This is a genomic window from Amaricoccus tamworthensis (genome assembly GCF_049800875.1).
Lineage (GTDB): Bacteria > Pseudomonadota > Alphaproteobacteria > Rhodobacterales > Rhodobacteraceae > Amaricoccus > Amaricoccus tamworthensis.
In genome coordinates this window covers 86,049-105,412 of the sequence record NZ_JBNAFV010000017.1, presented here as the reverse complement: position 1 = coordinate 105,412, position 19,364 = coordinate 86,049, and the positions used below count along the sequence as shown (strand labels likewise).

Below are 19,364 nucleotides of genomic sequence, written 5' to 3'. Positions count from 1 at the left end.
TCGGCGATCTTGCGCAGGATGCGGCGCATGATCTTGCCCGAGCGGGTCTTCGGCAGGCCCGGTGCCCACTGGATCAGATCAGGGCTCGCAATCGGCCCGATCTCCGTGCGCACCCACTGGCGCAACTCCTTGCGCAGTTCCTCGGTGTATTCCTCGCCATCCATCAGCGTGACATAGGCGTAGATGCCCTGCCCCTTGATGTCATGCGGGTAGCCCACCACGGCGGCCTCGGCCACCTTTACATGCGCCACCAGCGCGCTCTCGATCTCGGCCGTGCCCATGCGGTGACCGGAGACGTTGATCACGTCGTCGACGCGGCCCGTGATCCAGAAATCCCCGTCCTCATCCCGTTTGCATCCGTCCCCGGCGAAGTAATACCCCTTGTAGTCCGAGAAATAGGTCTTCTCGAACCGCTCGTGGTCGCCCCAGACCGTGCGCATCTGCGCGGGCCAGCTGTCCTTGAGGCACAGCACACCCTCGCACGGCACCTCCGTGATCTCCTCGCCCGATGTGGGCTCCAGCACCACCGGCTGCACCCCGAAAAACGGCTTCATCGCGGAACCGGGCTTGGGTGTGTGCGCGCCCGGCAGCGGGGTCAGCAGATGCCCGCCGGTTTCCGTCTGCCACCAGGTGTCGACGATGGGGCAGTTCCCCTTGCCCACCACGTCGTTGTACCAGTTCCAGGCCTCCGGGTTGATCGGCTCGCCCACCGTACCAAGCGTGCGCAGGGCGGAAAGGTCACATTTCTCCACAAACTCCGTGCCCTGCGCCATCAAAGCGCGAATGGCCGTCGGCGCGGTGTAGAACTGGTTGACCCCATGCTTCTCGCAGACCTGCCAGAAGCGCGAGGCGTCGGGGAATGTCGGCACGCCCTCGAACATCACGGTCGTGGCGCCGTTGGCGAGCGGCCCGTAGACGATGTAGCTGTGCCCCGTGACCCAGCCCACATCGGCCGTGCACCAGAACACGTCGCCCTCGTGGTAGTCGAACACGATCTCATGGGTCATCGAGGCGTAAACCAGATAGCCGCCGGAGCTGTGCACCACGCCCTTGGGCTGGCCGGTGGAGCCGGAGGTGTAGAGAATGAACAGCGGATCCTCCGCATTCATCTCCTCCGGCGCGCATTCGTTCGAGGCCTCGGCCATCAGCGCGTTGCAGTCCACATCCCGGTCGGCGATCCAGGTGGTCTGGGCGCCGGTATGCTTGACCACCAGGCACTTCACCCTGTCGGAGCAGTGCAGCAGCGCCTCATCGGTATTGGATTTGAGGTGGGTGACCCGCCCGCCCCGCGGCGCGTGATCCGCCGTGATCACCACCTTGGCCTCGGAGCCGTTGATCCGCGCGGCCAGCGCGTCCGGCGAGAAGCCCGCGAAAACGATCGAGTGAATGGCGCCGATCCGCGCACAGGCGAGCATTGCGTAAGCCGCCTCCGGGATCATCGGGAGATACAGCACCACCCGGTCGCCCTTGCCCACACCGAGGTCCTTCAGGACATTCGCCATGCGGCAGACGCTGTCATGCAGCTGACGGTAGGTGATGTGCAGCGCCGGGTCCTTCGGGTCATCCGGCTCAAACAGGATCGCCGTCTGGTCGCCCCGCGTCGCCAGGTGCCGGTCGATGCAGTTGGCCGCCACGTTCAGCGTGCCATCCTCATACCATTTGATGCTCACATTGCCGGGCTCAAACGAGGTGTTCTTCACCTTCGTATAGGGCCGGATCCAGTCAACCCGCTGCCCGTGCTCCCGCCAGAACCCCTCAGGATCCGAAACCGACGCCGCGTACATCTCCTCATAACGCGTAAGGTCGATATGGGGGGTGACTGTGTCTGTGCCATTGGTCATTTCAAATTCCCTCCCTGTCACCTACGGACACCGCCGTAGACGGATTAATTGGTTTGGCCTCATGTTAGACCAGCATTTTGCGAAGCTGAACACAAAATCCGGACCGCGAACTGACCGTTCATACAGCGCGAGGCCCGCCCCCTGTGCTTGCCTCCATACAAACTGTTGATTTGTGCTTGCGCGAGGTTTGGTGAACTGAACACATCAAAAGCGGTTTGAATGAGTATCGGGGAACATGGCTGATGGCTGACGGAACACCCAGAGCGGCGGATGTGCTGGCGGCGAGGCTCTATGAGGCCGGATGCCGGTTTGCCTTTGGAATGCCCGGTGGCGAGGTCTTGACGCTGGTGGATGCTCTCGAAAAAGCCGGAATACGTTTCATTCTCGCGAAGCACGAAAACAGCGCGGGCTTCATGGCCGAGGGGGTCTGGCACCGGACAGGAGCGCCAGGGATTTTGGTGGCGACGGTGGGTCCGGGGGCGCTGAACTGTGTGAATGTGGCTGCCAATGCCGAACAGGATCGCGTGCCGCTCATCATTCTGACCGGATGCGTCGATGAGGATGAGGCGCTGACCTATACCCACCAGGTCCTCGACCATCGCGCGGTATTCGAGCCGGTTGTGAAGAAAACCTGGCGGCTGACAGCGAATGGAGCGGATAACATCGCGGATCGCGCGGTGAGCGTCGCGCAGGAAAGACGGGCCGGCCCGGTGCATGTGGACGTGCCCATTTCAGTGGCGGATGCGCCATCGCGGATGGATCGAAAACGGCGGAGAGCCGTGGCCGCACCGACGGTTCCGGTTGGTGACGGGGTGCTTGAGCAGGCCCGCACATGGATTGGAGAGGCCGAACGGCCCGTGATGGTCGTGGGCCTTGATGCGCTCAGGGACCGCGCGGGCGGTGACATTCGGGAATTTGCGGAACGTTTCGGTATCCCGTTTGTCACGACCTACAAGGCCAAAGGTCTCGTGGATGAAACGCATCCGCTGTGCCTCGGGGGAGCGGGGCTTTCGCCACGGGCAGATGGTGTGATCCTGCCCCTGGTGCGTGACGCCGACCTGGTGATCTGTGCGGGTTATGACCCGATTGAGATGCGGACGGGGTGGCGGGAGGTCTGGGATCCGGAAACCGTCAACGTGATCGACATCTCGGCGGTGGCAAACGATCACTACATGCATCAGGCGACGGTGAGCTTCGTGGCGGACACGGGCGCGACGCTGCGTGCGTTGGGCCAAGACGTACCGCCGCGGGAGACCTGGGTGGACGGACGCATTGCGACCGTTAAAAGTCAGTTGGCGGAGGCCTTCCCGGTGGATGACAGCTGGGGGCCGGCTGGCGTCATTGCGGAGTGCCGTGCGGTTTTGCCGCCCGAGACAATTGCAACCGTGGATTCCGGGGCGCACCGGATACTTCTCTCGCAGATGTGGACCTGCCGTGAACCGGCGCAGCTGCTGCAGTCGAGCGGGCTTTGCACGATGGGATGTGCGGTGCCGCTCGCGATTGGCGCGAAGATCGCGGAGCCGGAAAAGCCGGTCGTATGTTTCGCCGGCGATGCGGGGACGCTGATGGTGCTCGGCGAAATGACCACGGCGGCGGAACTGGGACTGAACGTGATCTTTGTGGTATTTGGTGACGCAAGCCTCGCGCTGATCGAACTGAAACAGCGGCAGAGACAGCTGACAAATGCGGGTGTGGATTTCGGCACAAATAATTTCGCGGCCATGGGACAGGCGATGGGCGGAGACGGCTATACCGTGCATGACCGCGGTGAACTGCGCAGGGCGCTCTCGAAGTCCTTGGAAAGCAACCGGTTCTCGGTTATTGCAGCGGTAGTTGACCGGAAGGGTTATGACGGACGGATTTGAGGGACAGGTATGATGGGTGCGCTTGAGGGGATTACGGTACTCGACCTGTCGCGGATTTTGGCGGGACCGACCTGCACCCAGCTTCTGGGCGATCTCGGCGCGGATGTCATCAAGATCGAAAATCCGGTCACCGGCGGCGACGACACCCGGTCCTGGGGCCCGCCATTTGTGACGGATGCTGACGGCAATCCAACAGACCTCAGCGCGTATTTCATGTGCGCCAACCGAAACAAAAGATCGGTTGCTGTGGATATCGCCTCGCCGGAGGGGCAGGCGGCGGTGATGGCGCTGGCAGATAAGGCCGATGTGGTCATTGAGAATTTCAAGCCCGGCGGTCTGGCCAAATACGGCTTGGACCATGCAACCATGTGCGGGCGTTTCCCGGGGCTGGTCTACTGCTCCATCTCGGGGTTTGGACAAACCGGACCGAATGCCTCGAAACCTGGCTATGACCTGATGGCTCAGGGGTTTGGCGGGATCATGAGCCTGACGGGTGAGCCGGATGGCCAGCCGATGAAGGTTGGTGTTGGCATAGCGGACGTCATGTGCGGGATGTATGCCACGGTGGGTATTCTCGCGGCCCTGCGCCACCGGGACAGAACCGGTGAGGGCCAGCATGTGGATCTGTCGCTGGTCGACAGCCAGATTGCGTGGCTGATCAATGAGGGCGTGAATTATCTGACATCCGGTGAGGAACCGGCACGACGGGGGAACGGGCATCCCAATATCGTCCCCTACCAGGTCTTCGCCGCAGCCGATGGTCACGTCATCATCGCGGTTGGAAACGACAGCCAGTTTCGGAGGTTTGCCGAATATCTCGGCATGGCCGGGCTTGGCGATCATCCGCATTATGCAACCAACCCGGCACGCCTAAAATACAGGCAGGAGCTGATCGGAATTATTGAGCCATTACTGGCCGCGAAACCCATCGATATGATTATCAGGGATCTGGAAGCGCTCAGAATTCCAGTTGGTCCGGTGAATACGTTGGCACGGGTTTTTGCCTCCGACCAGGTTGAGGCAAGGGACATCACCGTATTGATGGAAAACGAAAAACTCCCGGGCCGGGATATTCGCTTGATCGGCAATCCCCTCAAACTTTCGAAAACGCCCGTCACCTATCGAAGGGCGCCGCCTCGATTCGGGCAGGATACGGAAGAAGTGCTGACTAGCCTCAACCATAAGATGATCAAATAACGCTCACTGCAATTTTTGAATGCACAGGGATTGATTATTAAACGGTCAAACGGCCAATTTCCGACCATTATCCGCCGAAACGGAAGCGTGAATGGGTGATCCCTTGGCCATTGGATTGATATGGCTCAAATAACCGTGACACGCTGAAATAGTTTAGTAGATCCGCGCGAATACCTAAGTATCCCCACTTCCGGGGACGTGTGCTTTTTAGGGGTCCGACACATGAAATGCCAACAGGATATTTTTGGGCAGAACACAACTCTTGCCAGTTCGGAAGCGATGAACAACTGGAACTCAACATTACTGGCATTTCTGGCCCATGGAGCGGACACTCCAAAATTTCTTGATGGAACTTTTTCGGCGGAACCTGGTTTTGCCCTCGGCAATGCCGTTAAGGGGCTTTTTTACCTGATGCTTGGACGGAGCGAGTTGAGACCAACTGCGGAGGCGGCGCTCGGTGCGGCCCGCGACTCAGCCTCGCACACTCCGGTCACGGATCGGGAAATGGCTTACATTGATGGGCTGGCCGACTGGCTTGCCGGGCGGCCGAGTGGCACCATTCAGCGCATGGAGCGGATTCTTGCCGATCATCCGCAGGATGCGCTGGCCATGAAAATCAGTCATGCGATCCGCTTTATCCTCGGCGATGCAAAGGGGATGCTCGCATCAATCGAAGCAATCCGTCCGGCATACGATGCGGATCACGCGGGCTACGGCTACCTGCTTGGGTGCCATGCCTTCAGCCTTGAGGAATGCGGCGAATACGCTCTTGCGGAACAAACCGGAAGGCGCGGACTGGAGCACGCGGAGAATGACGCCTGGGGTCTGCATGCGGTTGCTCATGTTTATGACATGACCGGCAACTCTGAGGCGGGAGTTCAGTGGCTCAACGGTCGCGAAGCCGCCTGGAGTCATTGCAACAATTTTCGCTACCATGTTTGGTGGCACAAGGCCTTGATGCACCTGGATCTGGGCCAGATCGATGAGGTTTTCGGCCTTTACGACCAGGAAATCAGAAAGGACAAAACCGACGATTTCAGGGATATTTCCAATGCAACCGCGCTGCTGTCGAGGCTTGAACTGGAGGGTATTGATGTCGGGAACCGCTGGGACGAACTCGCGGATCTTGCCGAAACGCGAACCGACGATGGTTCTCTGATTTTCGCGGACCTGCACTACATTCTCGCCCTGATTGGCGGCAGTCGGCAGGACGCCATCACGGATATCATGGGTCGAATGCACCGGGACGCGAAACGCGGTGGGTCGGATATGGACGCGCGGATGGCCAATCCTGGGCTCGCGGCGGCAGCCGGGCTGGAAGCCTTTGGCGAGAGCGATTACCGGACCGCATTTTTGAATCTTGCAAATGCACGCAAGTCGATGCAATTGGCGGGCGGAAGTCACGCGCAACGTGACGTATTTGAAAGAATCACCATAGACGCGGGTATTCGCGGTGGTTTTCTCGACGAAACAGAGGAAATTCTGAATGAACGGACGTCGCTCAGGGCCGGGCGGGAGGATCGATATGCGGCGGTGCGCATGTCACTCATCAACGAAGGCCGGGCCGCTTCGCAGCGTATGCAGTCCCAGGTTCCCGCGGAATGAACTCACTGTTTCTGTCATGCTTGAACGGATGAACAAAAACAAATGAATATAATGAACGCTCCTGTCGGCGTCGAACAGAAACCAGGGACAGCCGCTTTGAAAGTCGGACCACAGGCGGCGATACGAGACCCCAGGCTGGACTTCTTTAGAGGTCTGGCCATGTTCATTATCTTAATCTCGCACACGCCCGGAAACTACCTGATCATGTGGATCCCGGCCCGGTTCGGGTTTTCCGACGCGGCGGAGATTTTTGTTTTCTGTTCCGGCATGGCCTCGGCCATTGCTTTCGGAAAGACCTTTGACCGCAAGGGTTGGTTTATTGGGACGGCGCGGGTCGCCTACCGGTGCTGGCAGGTGTACTGGGCGCATATCTGCCTGTTTTTCTTCATCGCCATGATGGTAGCGGCTTTCGATGCCTCGGGCTGGTTTGAGAAGGAGTATGTCGGCTCCCTCAACCTCAAGCATTTTTTTGCCGATCCGCGCGGAAATCTCGTTGGGCTGTTCACACTCACCTACGTGCCCAATTTTTTTGATATTCTGCCGATGTATCTTGTGATTCTGGCAATGCTTCCGCTTGTGATGGCCCTGAGCCATGTGAGCCTGCCGTTGACCGGTGTCGTTCTGGTCAGCATCTGGATGGTGGCAAATCAGGGGTATCTGCAGTTCCCGGCAGAGCCATGGTCACTGCGCGTATGGTTTTTTAATCCGATGGCCTGGCAGCTTCTGTTCTTCACCGGTTTCGCCTTCATGCGCGGGTGGCTGCCCGCGCCGCCAGTGAACCGCTGGCTGATCGGACTGGCCGGCGCGGTGGTGCTTATCTCACTGCCGATCGCATACTACCGTATCCGGCGGGAGTTCCCGGGGCTGGAAGAGCTCTACAGCGCCATTGAGCCGTTCCGGTCCAAGACCAACGAAGGGATCCTGCGCTACGTGCATTTCCTGTCGCTCGCATATCTCGGCTGGGTCGCGGCCGGCGTGGGCGGGCGCAACCTCATCGCCTCGGGCGCAGGCCTCCTGTCGCGGATCTGGGGTTGGCTGGTTGCCGTGATTATTAAGGTGGGGCAGCAGTCCCTCGCCATTTTTGTTTTCAGCATGGCCGCGTCGCGGGTGCTGGGAATGATGCTCGACGTGGTCGGGCGCAATAACCTGACCATGACAATTGTAAACCTGATTGGATTTGCCGCGCTTATCCTGGTGGCCTACCTGGTGGCCTGGTTCAAGGCGGTTCCCTGGCGGAAAGCGTAATGATTGACCCGGACAGACGTCTGTTCCTGACAATGCTGGCTGGACTGATGAGCCCGGTCCCGGCCTGGGCACAGGACACGTCGGAGGGTGTGGAAACCACACCCATCCAGCCCGATTTCTCGGAAGAACCCACTCCGTTTTCGGAAGAGCTGCTGCACGCGGAGGCAAGAGCGCTCGCTGCGGCCGAATGGAAAGCCCGCCCCTCCGTGCCGGAGGCCTGGCGCGAACTGACCTTCGATCAGCACGAAGGCATCCGGTTCGATCCGCGCAGCGCTTTGTGGGAGCAAAGCGACAAACCCATACGGCTCGATTTCTACCCGCCCGGTCTCTACTTCCCGCGGCCGGTGGACATCCGCATCGTAAAGGACGGACAGGCCCGCAAAGTAAATTTCGACATCGATCTTTTTACGATGGGCCAGAATGTCCCGAACCTTCCCATGGATGACAGTCTGGGATTCTCGGGCTTTGGCGTCCGTGGTGCGGTTGGCGGGCCCGATGAGTTCCGTGAATTTGCAGTGTTCCAGGGCGCGAGTTACTTCCGTGCCATTGCGAGGCACCAGAACTACGGTATTTCGGCGCGTGGTCTTGCTCTGCGAACCGGTGATCCGGAGGGCGAGGAATTCCCCGAATTCGTAAAGTTCTGGGTTCAGGAACCAGATCCCGGCGACTCGCGTATGATGGTCCACGCCCTGATGGACAGTCCGAGTCTGACCGGCGTCTACCGGTTCATGATCGAACCTGGCGACACCACCGTTATGGATGTGCGCTCAACGCTCTATCCGCGGGTCGATCTTGACAATGTTGGGATCGCACCGCTGACCAGCATGTTCCTGTTCGATGAAACGAACCGGAGCCGCTTTGATGACTACCGCCCGGCCGTCCACGATTCCGACGGTCTATTGGCGCATAATCGGGCGGGAGAACTAATCTGGCGGCCCCTGTCCAATCCGGTGAAACTCCAGATCAGCGATTTTTTCGACCGGAATCCCCGCGGCTTCGGCCTGATGCAGCGCAGCCGCAGATTCTCGGATTTTGCCGACCTGGAGTCGAATTACCACACGCGCCCGTCTCTGTGGATTGAGCCCGATGAGGACTGGGGCGAAGGCGCCGTACGTCTGATCGAGATCCCCGCTGACCGGGAGATTTACGACAACATGGTCGCGTTCTGGAAACCGCGCGAACCCATCCCGGCCGGCAGCGAAACCTCGTTCAATTACCGGATGTACTGGGGCAAGGAGGCGCGGGATGTGCCCGATGTTTCCAGGGTTCTGAACACGCGCATCGGTGCCCGGCGTGAGGGCGGTTATTTCGTCGCCATTGATTTCGCGGAGCATTCGGCCATTCCCGAGGACCTGTCGACGCTCGATGTCCGGCTGAGTTCCAACCGGGGCGAGCTGTCGTCTGCAATAATTCAGCGCAACCCTGAAACCAAAGGGCCCCGACTGGCGTTTACCCTGCAACCAGGAGACGCCGAGACCGTTGAGCTGCGCGCACAGCTGCTGCTTGAGGGTGAAACCGTATCAGAGGTGTTTCTTTATCGATGGACCGCAACATGAATGTATTAATCGATCTGCCGAACAAAGAAAACGTGCGCCGCGTAACGCAGCCGCTCATGCCGCCCGAGCGCCCGCTTCCCCGCCCTATCCAAAAGCTGAACCGCCCCTACCGTGATTCCCGCGCGCCCGAGATGAAACAGGGCCTGGGCGTCACCCTGTGGCGGTTGGCGATTTTCCTACCGGCGGTAGTGTTGACGGGCGCGCTGATCGCCACGTTCGCCGACTGGTTCGGATCGGGCGGGCTCAGGGCACTCGAGGTCATCCTCATCTCACTGATTGCTCTGACGTTCTTCTGGATCGCGCTGTCGGTCAGCACGGTGGTGGCTGGAATTACCCTGCGGCTCTTTTCCCGCGTCCAGCAGGACCGCACGACCATAGCGGAAGGCGATCCGCTACGGGTTGCTCTGCTGGTCCCGGCGTATAACGAGGTCCCGTGGGACGTTTTTGGTAACGCGGCCGCAATGGTCGAGGAACTGCATTGCATGGATCACAGCCATCAGTTCGATCTCTTCATACTGAGTGACACCAGGGACGAGGCAATTGCCGAGCAGGAGCGCCGTGCCTTGGCGGAAGTCCGTTCCGGCCTGCCGGGAGGAACGACGATTTACTACCGTCGGCGGGAGGAGAACACCGACCGCAAGGTCGGCAATCTTGCCGACTGGGTGGAACGTTGGGGCGGCGATTACGACGCCATGCTCGTGCTGGATGCCGACAGCCTCATGACCGGTGACGCAATTGTGGAGCTTACGAACGAGCTTTCCTGTGATCCGTCCGCGGGTCTGATCCAGTCGTTCCCGAAACTCTTTGGCGCGCACTCGCTATTTGGTCGCATTCAGCAGTTTTCGAGCGTTGTTTACGGAAGCCTGCTGGCTGAAGGTCTGGCGAAGTGGTCGGACCGCGAAGGAAATTACTGGGGGCATAATGCCATCATTCGCACGGAGGTTTTTGCCTCCTGTGCCGGATTGCCGAAGATCGAATCCGGATGGGGCCGCCGAAGCAAAAGCAAACTGATCCTCAGCCATGATTTCGTCGAAGCGGGCCTGATCCGGCGTGCCGGGTGGTCCGTTCGCTTTCTGCCGCACATCTCAGGAAGTTACGAGGAAACCCCGGCCACTCTGATCGACTATGTCATCCGGGACCGCCGTTGGTGTCAGGGCAACCTGCAGCACCTGAATATCCTGGCGTCATCCGGTTTCCATGCCGTTTCCCGGTTTCACATGTTCCAGGGGGCGATGGCCTACCTTTTGTCACCGGCATGGTTTGTTCTTCTGCTGTTTTGGGCTCTGTTGGGTAACGGGCAGGAAAACAGTGTGATCACGTATTTTAACCCGGAAAATCCGCTCGTGCCAAACTGGCCGGAAATGGATACGCCGAACAACTTCCTGATACTGCTGTTTATGTACGGGATGCTGCTGGCGCCCAAGTTTCTCGGCGTGTGTTCGTTGTGGCTGACGGGCGTTCACCCGCGGCAACTGGGTGGTGTGGGCCAGATGATCCTGTCTTTCATCACCGAGGTCAGCCTTTCGATTGCCTATGCACCGGTGATGATGGTGCAGCAGACCATTGCGGTCGTGCGGACACTGCTCGGTGTTCAGGAATCGTGGCAGCCACAACAGAGAGCGGGTGGCCGCTACACCCTCGGCACGTTGGTTAAGTTCCATTGGCTTGAAACCTGCCTTGGCCTACTGATGACGGCGGGTATGATATATGGTGTCGTGACGCTTTGGCTCATCCCGATTGGCGGCAGCCTGCTGATGGCAATTCCGCTCTCGGCCTTGAGTGGCGTCAACCTGCGCGATCGTGTCTGGGGCCGTATGCAGATGAGCACACCGGAAGAAAACGATGAGCCCGATGTCATGCGGATGGCGCGGATGAAGCGGCTTTGGCTGCGGTCAATTCTTGAGCCGTCGCCGGTCTCCAAAATCGCAGCGGAGTGATCCGCCGGCAAAAGTCGAATTCAACATCGGCCCCACCTGCTCTCCGGAGTTGGTTGGGTTTTTTCGTGGAACAGTTACACGGTCCAACAAAAGGGAGTTATCGTACGACCTCCAGTCCGCGTCTGATCCAGCCGGGTCCGGCGGATGACCCAAGCATGCCCTCAGGGACGTCGATAATGTTCGAAAAGCCTGCGTCGGTCAGTTGACCAGCCAGGCGAGCCGATCGAACGCCACGCGCACAGATCAGGGCGACAGGACGACCAGGATCTCCCTCCAGTAACCGGAGAAGTTGATCCGTGAAGTCATTGCGGCGCATGTCCAATGGAATGGCACCGACGCCGATGCCGGTGCCCTCCCACTCTTTTGGTGTCCGAATGTCTACCAGAGTGATTTCTCCAGCCGCCGCCTGGCGCAAGGCTTCCGGCGCATCGAGTTGGGCTCCCTCAAATGGGTCGCGCCTGAGCGTCGTGGTCCAAATACCGACGCCAAGGCCAGCGGCACCAATGAGCAGAAGCACCTTGCGACCGTTGGTGTATTTCCCTGCAGTGTCGCTACCGTTCATCGTTTCCTTTGGCCTTCCCAATCGAGAAAATACAGTAGTCGAGTTCCCGTCACCTGTGTGTCACGCGTGGGTGAACAGATTTTGCCTAAAACTTAACATCAGGGAAAATTCAGCGAAAAAATGGAGGGATTTACCCTACGGTAACGGCTATGGGTTTGAAACGCGGTTGCAAACAGACATCCCTCCCGGTTAATTCCGGAGTATCCTGTTGGTCCATATCCGGACCACAGGTGCAACCCTGGAATGATGCAGATACAGGAAGTTCCGATATGGCAGATCTCCTTCACCTCGTTTTCGGCGGCGAACTCAAGGATCCATCCAAAACCGAGTTCAAGGATGTAAACGAAATCGACATCGTAGGCATCTTTCCCAACTACAAAACCGCGTATGATGCCTGGAAATCCGCGGCTCAAAGCACCGTGGATAATGCGCACACACGTTACTTTATCTCCCATCTTCACCGTTTGATTGACGAGGAAGAGGAGAATGAGGACGCCGCACCGATCTAAACCCTGCGGGACGCCTTACCCTGACACAGCACCCTCGCCCGTTGGAAAACGGGCAATTTAACGATATTTGCAATTAGTCCTTCCTGATTCAGGAAGCGCTGCGGTAGTCTGCCACCTCAGCGAGTATGCAAACAGTCGATTTAAATGGTGAAATTGTGGTAACGCGTATCGAAGGTCCTGTGACCGGTGACTGACAGGAAAGCGCAAAACTGGAGTCGTCGGGACAACATCCGCGCCGGTTCGGTGTCCGGACCGTGGCGCAGCACGTCGCGTGACGAGGAACCGGCAAAAACCGATGAACCCGCGGTGGTGAAGATACCCTCGCGATCGGCTGGAGATGTCCGTGAGACGGAAGCTTACAGGGAGGCTCCGGAACCATCGGATGCCATGTTCCCAGAGGAACCCAAAAGGGTAACTCCGGTGAAACCCGCAGAACTCCCGAAAGCTCCGCCGGGTATTCACAAAAGACCCGTTACACAATCAAAGGGTGCGTCCCTGACAACTGCGGTCTTCGGTGGCGTGGTCGTTGCGACTGCAATTGTGGCGGGTGCTTTTTATCTACAAAGCAGGTTGGCGGATCCAACTGAACGAACCACTATTGACCCTGTTCAGACCGCAAGTCCCGGCGATATTGCCGGTGCGACAGGACCGGACTACGCTGCGGAACTGACGCGGGACGCCGACGAAACGGACGGCATCAACCAAACGGTAGCCACCGATGCGGCCGAGGTTCACCTCAGGGTCGGACCAAACCTGAGTGGAGAGAGACGGGCGGAAATTGTAAAGATCCTTGAGGATGGAGGGATGCAGGATATTCGGGTCGAGAATATCTCGTTCCCAATCGCCGTGTCGCGGGTGGGTTACTACCACGAGGGTGATTTGGATACGGCAACCGAGCTTGCGGACAAAATCAGCGTGTTTTTGGACGCGCCTACTGGTCCAGTTCCGGTTCGCAATTATGAAAACTTGGTGCCCAACGCGCCCGAAGGCCGGATCGATCTTTGGATCAAGGAATAGAGCGCCGTAAACAAAAAAAATGCCGCCCATTTGAGGCGGCATTTTTTTATTTGAGTCTGTTCGCTGAAATTAGAGCGACAGCTGTCCTTTGAGGGCAAGAACATCACGAACCTTCTGGCCGGCGGCCATTTTGGTTTCGTCTGTTGCTTCCGCCAGTTCTGATTCCGCTCTGGACAACAGATCGCCGACCATCTCCGCGGACACTTCCGAACGAGGAACAGCCTGTTCAGCAAGGATCGACGCTGCGGTCGGAGACACCTCAGCAAAGCCACCGGTTACCACGAACTCTGAGGTCTCCGAGCCGGATACCACGCGGAGAATGCCGGGCCGAAGCGTTGTCAGGAAAGGCGCATGGTTTGGCATGGCGGTGAGATCACCGCCCATGCCTGGGATCTGAACCTGGGATGCCGCGACCGACGCAAGCTTGCGCTCCGGGCTCACCAGATCGAATTGCATTGTGTCAGCCATTATCGCCCCACTCAGGCTGCTTCCGCAGCCATTTTCTCAGCTTTTGCAATCACCTCGTCGATGCCACCGACCATGTAGAAGGCGGCTTCGGGAAGGTGGTCGAACTCACCGGCAACAACGCGCTTGAAGCTGTCGATCGTGACTTCGAGCGGCACCTGAACACCGGGCGATCCGGTGAACACCTCAGCAACGTCGAACGGCTGGGACAGGAAGCGCTGGATCTTACGAGCACGGGCAACAACCAGTTTGTCGTCTTCCGACAGTTCGTCCATTCCGAGAATGGCGATGATGTCCTGAAGCGACTTGTAGCGCTGCAGCATTCCCTGAACGTCACGGGCAACCTGATAGTGCTCCTCGCCAACGACCTGCGGGTCGAGGATACGCGAGGTGGAGTCCAGCGGATCAACGGCCGGGTAGATACCAAGCTCGGAGATTGCGCGGGACAGCACGGTCGTCGCATCAAGGTGAGCAAACGAGGTCGCTGGCGCGGGGTCGGTAAGGTCGTCCGCAGGTACGTAAATGGCCTGCACGGAGGTAATCGAACCGTTCCGCGTCGAGGTAATACGCTCCTGAAGAGCACCCATGTCGGTTGCCAGCGTCGGCTGGTAGCCCACAGCGGACGGGATACGGCCGAGAAGCGCGGATACCTCGGAACCAGCCTGCGTAAAGCGGAAGATGTTGTCCACGAAGAACAGAACGTCGGTACCGGACTGGTCTCGGAACTGTTCAGCCAGGGTCAGACCGGTAAGAGCCACGCGCATACGGGCTCCCGGAGGCTCGTTCATCTGACCGTAGACGAGGGCCACTTTGGACTTCGTCAGATCGTCCGCGTCGATAACGCCGGATTCGATGAATTCGTGATAGAGGTCGTTCCCTTCACGGGTCCGCTCACCAACACCGGCGAAAACCGAATAACCGGAGTGCACCTTGGCGATGTTGTTGATCAGCTCCTGAATGAGAACCGTCTTGCCCACACCGGCACCGCCGAAGAGGCCAATTTTACCACCCTTGGAGTAGGGGGCCAGCAGGTCCACAACCTTAATACCAGTCACAAGGATCTCGGTTTCGGTCGACTGCGCGTCAAAGTCCGGCGCTTCCGCGTGGATCGGACGACGGCTTTCGGAGTCAACTTCCGGCTTTTCGTCAACAGCGTCGCCAACCACGTTGAGGATGCGGCCGAGCGTGGCGTCGCCAACCGGAACGGTGATGGGACCACCGGTGTCGGTTACGCTGCCACCGCGAACGAGACCGTCGGTTCCGTCCATGGCGATTGCACGCACCGTGGATTCACCGAGGTGCTGGGCAACCTCAAGAACCAGGCGTTTGCCGTTATTGTCCGTTTCGAGGGCGTTCAGAATCTGCGGCAGTTCCCCGCCCGTGAACTGAACGTCGACCACAGCCCCGATGACCTGGGTGATCGTTCCGACAGCATTGTCAGCCATTGCAATGGTCTCCGTATTTCCTACAGCGCCTCGGCGCCAGCAATAATCTCAATTAGTTCAGTCGTGATCGCAGCCTGACGCGACCGGTTGTACTGGATGGTCAGCTTGTCAATCATCTCACCCGCGTTCCGGGTGGCGTTGTCCATGGCACTCATCCGTGCGCCCTGCTCGGAGGCGCCATTTTCAAGCAATGCCGTGAAAACATGGGTTGCAAGTCCACGCGGAAGCAGATCCGCAAGGATTGCGCCCTCTTCAGGCTCATACTCGTACTGACTTCCGCCTTCGCTTTCCTCGCTGTCAAAGACGGCTGGAATGAGTTGGCGTTCGGTCGGAACCTGAGTGATCACGTTCTGAAAGCGGCTGTAGAAGATCGAACAGACATCAAACTCATCCGCATTGAAGCGGTTGATGATGTCGTGAGCGATTGCAGCTGCGTCGCCGTAGCCCACGCGTTTGACGTCCGAAAGATCGACGTGGCCGATCAGGTTGTCTCCAAGCGTTCTTTTGAGTTGTTCCCGGCCCTTTTTACCAATGGTCAGAATTTTGACGGTCTTGCCCTCAGCCAAAAGCGAGTCGACCTTTATTTTGGCCAGTTTCACAATGGATGAGTTAAATCCGCCGCAGAGACCGCGCTCAGACGTGGCAACAACGAGAAGATGAGTTTGCGAATTGCCGTTGCCGGCCAGAAGGCGCGGCGCGGACGGACTGTTTGCAACACCGGATGCGAGATTACCAAGAACGGCTTCCATGCGTTCCGCATAGGGACGGGCGTTTTCGGCCGATTCCTGGGCTCGACGCAGTTTCGCCGCGGCCACCATCTGCATGGCCTTGGTGATCTTCCGCGTCGATTTTACGCTCTCGATCCGGTTTTTTAGGTCTTTAAGGCTCGGCATCGGCCGCGCTCCCTATTTCGGATCGAGTTCAGGCGAAGGTTTTGGCGAATCCGTCGATTGCGTCGACGATTTCCTTTTCGATATCGCCGGCAATTTTCTGGTCGTTGTCCCGCAGGGACGTCAACAGATCGCCGTTGTTATTGCGGATATGGTTGAGCAGACCCTGCTCGAACCGGCCCACGTCGGATACCGCGAGTTTGTCGAGATAGCCGTGGGTGCCAGCGTATATCACGATGACCTGCTCCGCGTTGGTGAGCGGTGCGTATTGCGGCTGTTTCAGAAGTTCGACAAGTCGCGCACCACGGTTCAGAAGTTTCTGGGTGGAGGCATCAAGGTCGGAACCAAACTGGGCGAAGGCCGCCATCTCACGATACTGCGCCAGTTCCAGCTTAATCGAACCAGCCACGGATTTCATGGCCTTGGTCTGGGCGGAGGAGCCCACACGGCTCACCGACAGACCAACGTTCACGGCCGGGCGGATACCCTGGTAGAACAGTTCGCTCTCGAGGAAGATCTGACCGTCGGTGATCGAAATCACGTTGGTCGGAATGTAGGCGGACACGTCTCCGGCCTGGGTTTCAATGATCGGCAGAGCCGTCAGCGAACCGGCGCCATGCTCGTCGTTCATCTTTGCTGAACGCTCAAGAAGACGGGAGTGGAGGTAGAAAACGTCACCGGGATATGCCTCACGTCCGGGCGGACGGCGCAGAAGCAAAGACATCTGACGGTAGGACACGGCCTGCTTGGAGAGGTCGTCATAGATGATCAGCGAGTGCATGCCGTTGTCACGGAAGTATTCAGCCATCGCACAGGCGGAGTACGGTGCGAGGTACTGCATCGGAGCGGGCTCGGATGCGGTGGATGCAACGACGATGGAATAGTCGATCGCACCGGATTCCTCGAGACGGCGCACGAGCTGCGCAACGGTGGAGCGCTTCTGGCCCACAGCAACGTAAACGCAGTAGAGCTTCTTGGATTCGTCATCGCCAGCGGCTTCGTTATAAGCCTTCTGGTTCAGGATGGTGTCGAGAGCAACGGCGGTCTTACCGGTCTGGCGGTCCCCAATGATCAGCTCGCGCTGGCCACGTCCGATCGGGATCAGGGCGTCGATAGCCTTGATGCCGGTCGCCATCGGCTCATGCACGGACTTACGGGGGATGATGCCCGGAGCCTTGCTGTCTGCGATGGCGCGCTGGTCGGTTTCGATCGGACCCTTACCGTCGATAGGGTTGCCGAGAGCGTCAACAACACGGCCGAGAAGACCACGGCCAACCGGAACGTCCACGATGGACCTGGTCCGCTTGACGATGTCGCCTTCCTTAATGTCGCGGTCGGAACCCAGAACAACGACACCCACGTTGTCGATCTCGAGGTTCAGCGTCATGCCACGGATGCCGCCGGGGAATTCGACCATCTCGCCGGCCTGAACGTTGTCGAGCCCGTGCACACGGGCGATACCGTCACCAACCGACAGCACGCGGCCGACTTCAGCGACCTCTGCTTCCTGTCCGAAGTTTTTAATCTGCTCCTTCAGGATGGCAGAGATTTCAGCGGCTTGGATCGTCATTATCCGACCTCTTTCATGGAATTCTGGAGATTGGCGAGCTTGGAGCGGATCGAGGTGTCAACCATTCTCGACCCAACCTTGACCACAAGGCCACCAATCAGGCTCTCGTCTACGTTTACGTTAAGTTTGATGTCGCTGCCAACGCTCGACTTGAGGGCCGAGGCCAGCGCGGCCACCTGCGAGTCTGTCAGCGGAGTTGCGGAGGATACCTCAGCCGTCACTTCGCCGCGGTCATCTGCGATAAGGTTGAGCAACTGCTCGATAAGGCCAGGCAGAACAAACAGACGGCGGTTTTCCGCCATCAGGCCCAGGCCCTTTGTAATTTCGGGACCAAGATCCATCTTACCTGCAATCGCGGTAATCGCGCTGGACTGCTCAGCGCGCGACAGGATCGGGGAGGAAATCATTTCGCGGAGCTCCGGGCTTTCCGCGACTACGGACTGCAGGGACTGCAGATCAGCTTCAAGTTTGGGGAGAGACCGGTTTTCGCGGGCTATTTCAAACAGGGCAGTGGCATATCGACCAGCCACTCCCGTAGTCAACGATGCTGAGCTCGACACGAACACCCCTCATTCTTGTTTCGACCACCCCATCGACGTGCGGAGGGCCCTACAGGAAAAACGACGCCAACCCCCGGCATCGCCAAAATTCCGCGCGGTGATAGCAGAGGGTATGGTGCAAGGCAATACGCCTGTGACCGAGTTTGGACATGGAGGCCCAACTTGGCCGATATCATCGTTCAAAGCCGTCCCTATGGACCGCAAAAGAGTTGCCGGGGAGGGGTTTCGGCTTGGATCCGGCCAATCCCTCCAAAACCTCCAGGGGCCCCGGAACCGTAAGCCTGGACGGGTTTTCGGCCGATCCGGGGTGAACGTTCTTGGCCGCCTCGACCAAAAGCGCGCCCGCGACCATCTGCGGATTGTAGCGCCGTCCCATTTTCTCCCACAGCTTGGCGGTTTTCTGCCAGAAACGCCCATGCGACGGTGGAAAGTATAGTGCCGCCTCGTGGTGTTCCGGGGAAAACCGGCATTTGCGCAGAAGCGATTCCAACTGGCCAAAACTGTAGGGACGGCCGTTTCCAAAGGGCGTTGCATCGGTTCTCGCCCAAAGTCCGGAGCGGTTGGGCACGACGAATACGACATGCCCACCAGGCGACAGCACTCGCCAGATTTCCGTCAGGAGGTCCTGGGGACTTTCACATGTCTCCAGGCCATGGGCGACCACGAGCCGGTCAACACTACCCGCCGGAACGGGCCAGCGGGTTTCATGTACAAGAGTCGTGACATTATCCATTGCCGGCGGCCAGGGCATCACACCCTGCTGGTCCGGCATGAAGGCGAGGACCCGCTGCGAGTCCCTTAGAAAAGGTCGCAGCACCGGGACGGCGAACCCAAAGCCGACCACCACCATACCTTTAGTATTGGGCCACAGGGTCCGGAGCGCATCCTGCAGTGCAACCTGGGCGGAACGACCCAGTTTGGTGCGGTAGTAAAAGCTCCGGAGGTCTATTACGTCCTGGTGCATTCCCGCATTCCACTTTTGCACGCCCCGGGGCCGGAGGACATGCCGGCACCTTCGTTAAGGCGGCGGAAAGTTTCCCGTTACTGCAGCAGGAAGACAAGAGTAATTTTTATGCGATGGAAACTGAACGGCGCTTCGC

The 19,364-nt window shown here is 58.8% G+C and carries 16 protein-coding genes; 8 read left to right on the top strand and 8 right to left on the bottom strand.

The window, feature by feature from the left end:
* Window positions 1–1,841: acetate--CoA ligase (acs, locus tag ACP15P_RS19745; protein ID WP_424930199.1), on the bottom strand; the 1,841-nt coding region annotated here is incomplete at its 3' end.
* A gap of 242 nt (window positions 1,842–2,083) precedes the next feature.
* Between acs and ACP15P_RS19740 the strand changes: the two genes are divergently transcribed.
* The 6 genes from ACP15P_RS19740 to mdoH all read left to right on the top strand — a co-directional run bounded on the left by ACP15P_RS19740 (window position 2,084) and on the right by mdoH (window position 11,246).
* Window positions 2,084–3,706: a thiamine pyrophosphate-binding protein gene (locus tag ACP15P_RS19740; RefSeq protein WP_424930198.1), complete on the top strand. Its 1,623-nt coding sequence runs from the start codon at window positions 2,084–2,086 to the stop codon at window positions 3,704–3,706.
* Window positions 3,707–3,715: 9 nt separating this feature from the next.
* Entirely contained in the window at window positions 3,716–4,903 is a 1,188-nt protein-coding gene (locus tag ACP15P_RS19735; RefSeq protein WP_424930197.1) for a CaiB/BaiF CoA transferase family protein, read from the top strand.
* Between the two features lie 222 nt (window positions 4,904–5,125).
* Complete coding sequence (locus tag ACP15P_RS19730) at window positions 5,126–6,508, top strand: tetratricopeptide repeat protein (protein WP_424930196.1); 1,383 nt, start codon at window positions 5,126–5,128, stop codon at window positions 6,506–6,508.
* A 159-nt stretch (window positions 6,509–6,667) separates the two neighbouring features.
* Window positions 6,668–7,753, top strand: coding sequence for an OpgC family protein (locus ACP15P_RS19725; RefSeq protein WP_424930195.1), 1,086 nt, complete (start codon window positions 6,668–6,670; stop codon window positions 7,751–7,753).
* Entirely contained in the window at window positions 7,753–9,309 is a 1,557-nt protein-coding gene (locus ACP15P_RS19720) for an OpgD/OpgG family glucan biosynthesis protein (RefSeq protein WP_424930194.1), read from the top strand. Before ACP15P_RS19725 ends, ACP15P_RS19720 begins: the two co-directional genes overlap by 1 nt.
* The gene (mdoH, locus tag ACP15P_RS19715; protein WP_424930193.1) at window positions 9,306–11,246 is read left to right on the top strand and encodes a glucans biosynthesis glucosyltransferase MdoH; all 1,941 of its coding nucleotides are present in this window, start codon (window positions 9,306–9,308) and stop codon (window positions 11,244–11,246) included. The genes ACP15P_RS19720 and mdoH overlap by 4 nt, the downstream gene beginning before the upstream one ends.
* Before the next feature lie 97 nt (window positions 11,247–11,343).
* Here mdoH and ACP15P_RS19710 read toward each other — a convergent pair whose 3' ends face one another.
* On the bottom strand, window positions 11,344–11,808 hold the full coding sequence (locus ACP15P_RS19710; protein WP_424930192.1) for a rhodanese-like domain-containing protein: 465 nt from the start codon (window positions 11,806–11,808) through the stop codon (window positions 11,344–11,346).
* Window positions 11,809–12,077: 269 nt separating this feature from the next.
* On the opposite strand from ACP15P_RS19710, the gene ACP15P_RS19705 reads away from it, so the two are divergent.
* Together ACP15P_RS19705 and ACP15P_RS19700 are read left to right on the top strand one after the other, a co-directional pair.
* On the top strand, window positions 12,078–12,317 hold the full coding sequence (locus ACP15P_RS19705; protein ID WP_424930191.1) for a DUF4170 domain-containing protein: 240 nt from the start codon (window positions 12,078–12,080) through the stop codon (window positions 12,315–12,317).
* A 570-nt stretch (window positions 12,318–12,887) separates the two neighbouring features.
* Window positions 12,888–13,334 (top strand): hypothetical protein, encoded by a 447-nt coding sequence (locus tag ACP15P_RS19700; protein ID WP_424930190.1) that lies wholly within the window; start codon window positions 12,888–12,890, stop codon window positions 13,332–13,334.
* A gap of 69 nt (window positions 13,335–13,403) precedes the next feature.
* Here the strand turns inward: ACP15P_RS19700 and ACP15P_RS19695 are convergent, their stop codons facing one another.
* From ACP15P_RS19695 to ACP15P_RS19670, 6 genes are all read right to left on the bottom strand, one after another.
* Window positions 13,404–13,802: a F0F1 ATP synthase subunit epsilon gene (locus ACP15P_RS19695; protein WP_424930189.1), complete on the bottom strand. Its 399-nt coding sequence runs from the start codon at window positions 13,800–13,802 to the stop codon at window positions 13,404–13,406.
* A gap of 11 nt (window positions 13,803–13,813) precedes the next feature.
* Window positions 13,814–15,244, bottom strand: coding sequence for a F0F1 ATP synthase subunit beta (atpD, locus tag ACP15P_RS19690; protein ID WP_424930188.1), 1,431 nt, complete (start codon window positions 15,242–15,244; stop codon window positions 13,814–13,816).
* 20 nt (window positions 15,245–15,264) lie between these two features.
* Complete coding sequence (locus ACP15P_RS19685) at window positions 15,265–16,137, bottom strand: F0F1 ATP synthase subunit gamma (protein ID WP_424930187.1); 873 nt, start codon at window positions 16,135–16,137, stop codon at window positions 15,265–15,267.
* Between the two features lie 28 nt (window positions 16,138–16,165).
* Window positions 16,166–17,704, bottom strand: coding sequence for a F0F1 ATP synthase subunit alpha (gene atpA / locus ACP15P_RS19680; RefSeq protein ID WP_424930186.1), 1,539 nt, complete (start codon window positions 17,702–17,704; stop codon window positions 16,166–16,168).
* Window positions 17,704–18,264 carry a F0F1 ATP synthase subunit delta gene (locus ACP15P_RS19675; RefSeq protein ID WP_424930185.1) on the bottom strand — a complete coding sequence of 187 codons (561 nt, stop codon included), beginning with the start codon at window positions 18,262–18,264 and terminating at the stop codon, window positions 17,704–17,706. Before ACP15P_RS19675 ends, atpA begins: the two co-directional genes overlap by 1 nt.
* A gap of 172 nt (window positions 18,265–18,436) precedes the next feature.
* Window positions 18,437–19,228, bottom strand: coding sequence for a class I SAM-dependent methyltransferase (locus ACP15P_RS19670; protein WP_424930184.1), 792 nt, complete (start codon window positions 19,226–19,228; stop codon window positions 18,437–18,439).
* Window positions 19,229–19,364: the final 136 nt, after the last annotated feature.

Coding starts and splice junctions, on each gene's coding strand:
- ACP15P_RS19740 (WP_424930198.1), top strand. CDS start 2,084: ATGGCTGACGGAACACCCAGAGCGGCGGATGTGCTGGCGGCGAGGCTC.
- ACP15P_RS19725 (WP_424930195.1), top strand. CDS start 6,668: ATGTTCATTATCTTAATCTCGCACACGCCCGGAAACTACCTGATCATG.
- ACP15P_RS19720 (WP_424930194.1), top strand. CDS start 7,753: ATGATTGACCCGGACAGACGTCTGTTCCTGACAATGCTGGCTGGACTG.
- ACP15P_RS19705 (WP_424930191.1), top strand. CDS start 12,078: ATGGCAGATCTCCTTCACCTCGTTTTCGGCGGCGAACTCAAGGATCCA.
- atpA (WP_424930186.1), bottom strand. CDS start 17,704: ATGACGATCCAAGCCGCTGAAATCTCTGCCATCCTGAAGGAGCAGATT.
- ACP15P_RS19710 (WP_424930192.1), bottom strand. CDS start 11,808: ATGAACGGTAGCGACACTGCAGGGAAATACACCAACGGTCGCAAGGTG.
- ACP15P_RS19695 (WP_424930189.1), bottom strand. CDS start 13,802: ATGGCTGACACAATGCAATTCGATCTGGTGAGCCCGGAGCGCAAGCTT.
- atpD (WP_424930188.1), bottom strand. CDS start 15,244: ATGGCTGACAATGCTGTCGGAACGATCACCCAGGTCATCGGGGCTGTG.
- ACP15P_RS19730 (WP_424930196.1), top strand. CDS start 5,126: ATGAAATGCCAACAGGATATTTTTGGGCAGAACACAACTCTTGCCAGT.
- ACP15P_RS19735 (WP_424930197.1), top strand. CDS start 3,716: ATGATGGGTGCGCTTGAGGGGATTACGGTACTCGACCTGTCGCGGATT.
- ACP15P_RS19685 (WP_424930187.1), bottom strand. CDS start 16,137: ATGCCGAGCCTTAAAGACCTAAAAAACCGGATCGAGAGCGTAAAATCG.
- mdoH (WP_424930193.1), top strand. CDS start 9,306: ATGAATGTATTAATCGATCTGCCGAACAAAGAAAACGTGCGCCGCGTA.
- ACP15P_RS19670 (WP_424930184.1), bottom strand. CDS start 19,228: ATGCACCAGGACGTAATAGACCTCCGGAGCTTTTACTACCGCACCAAA.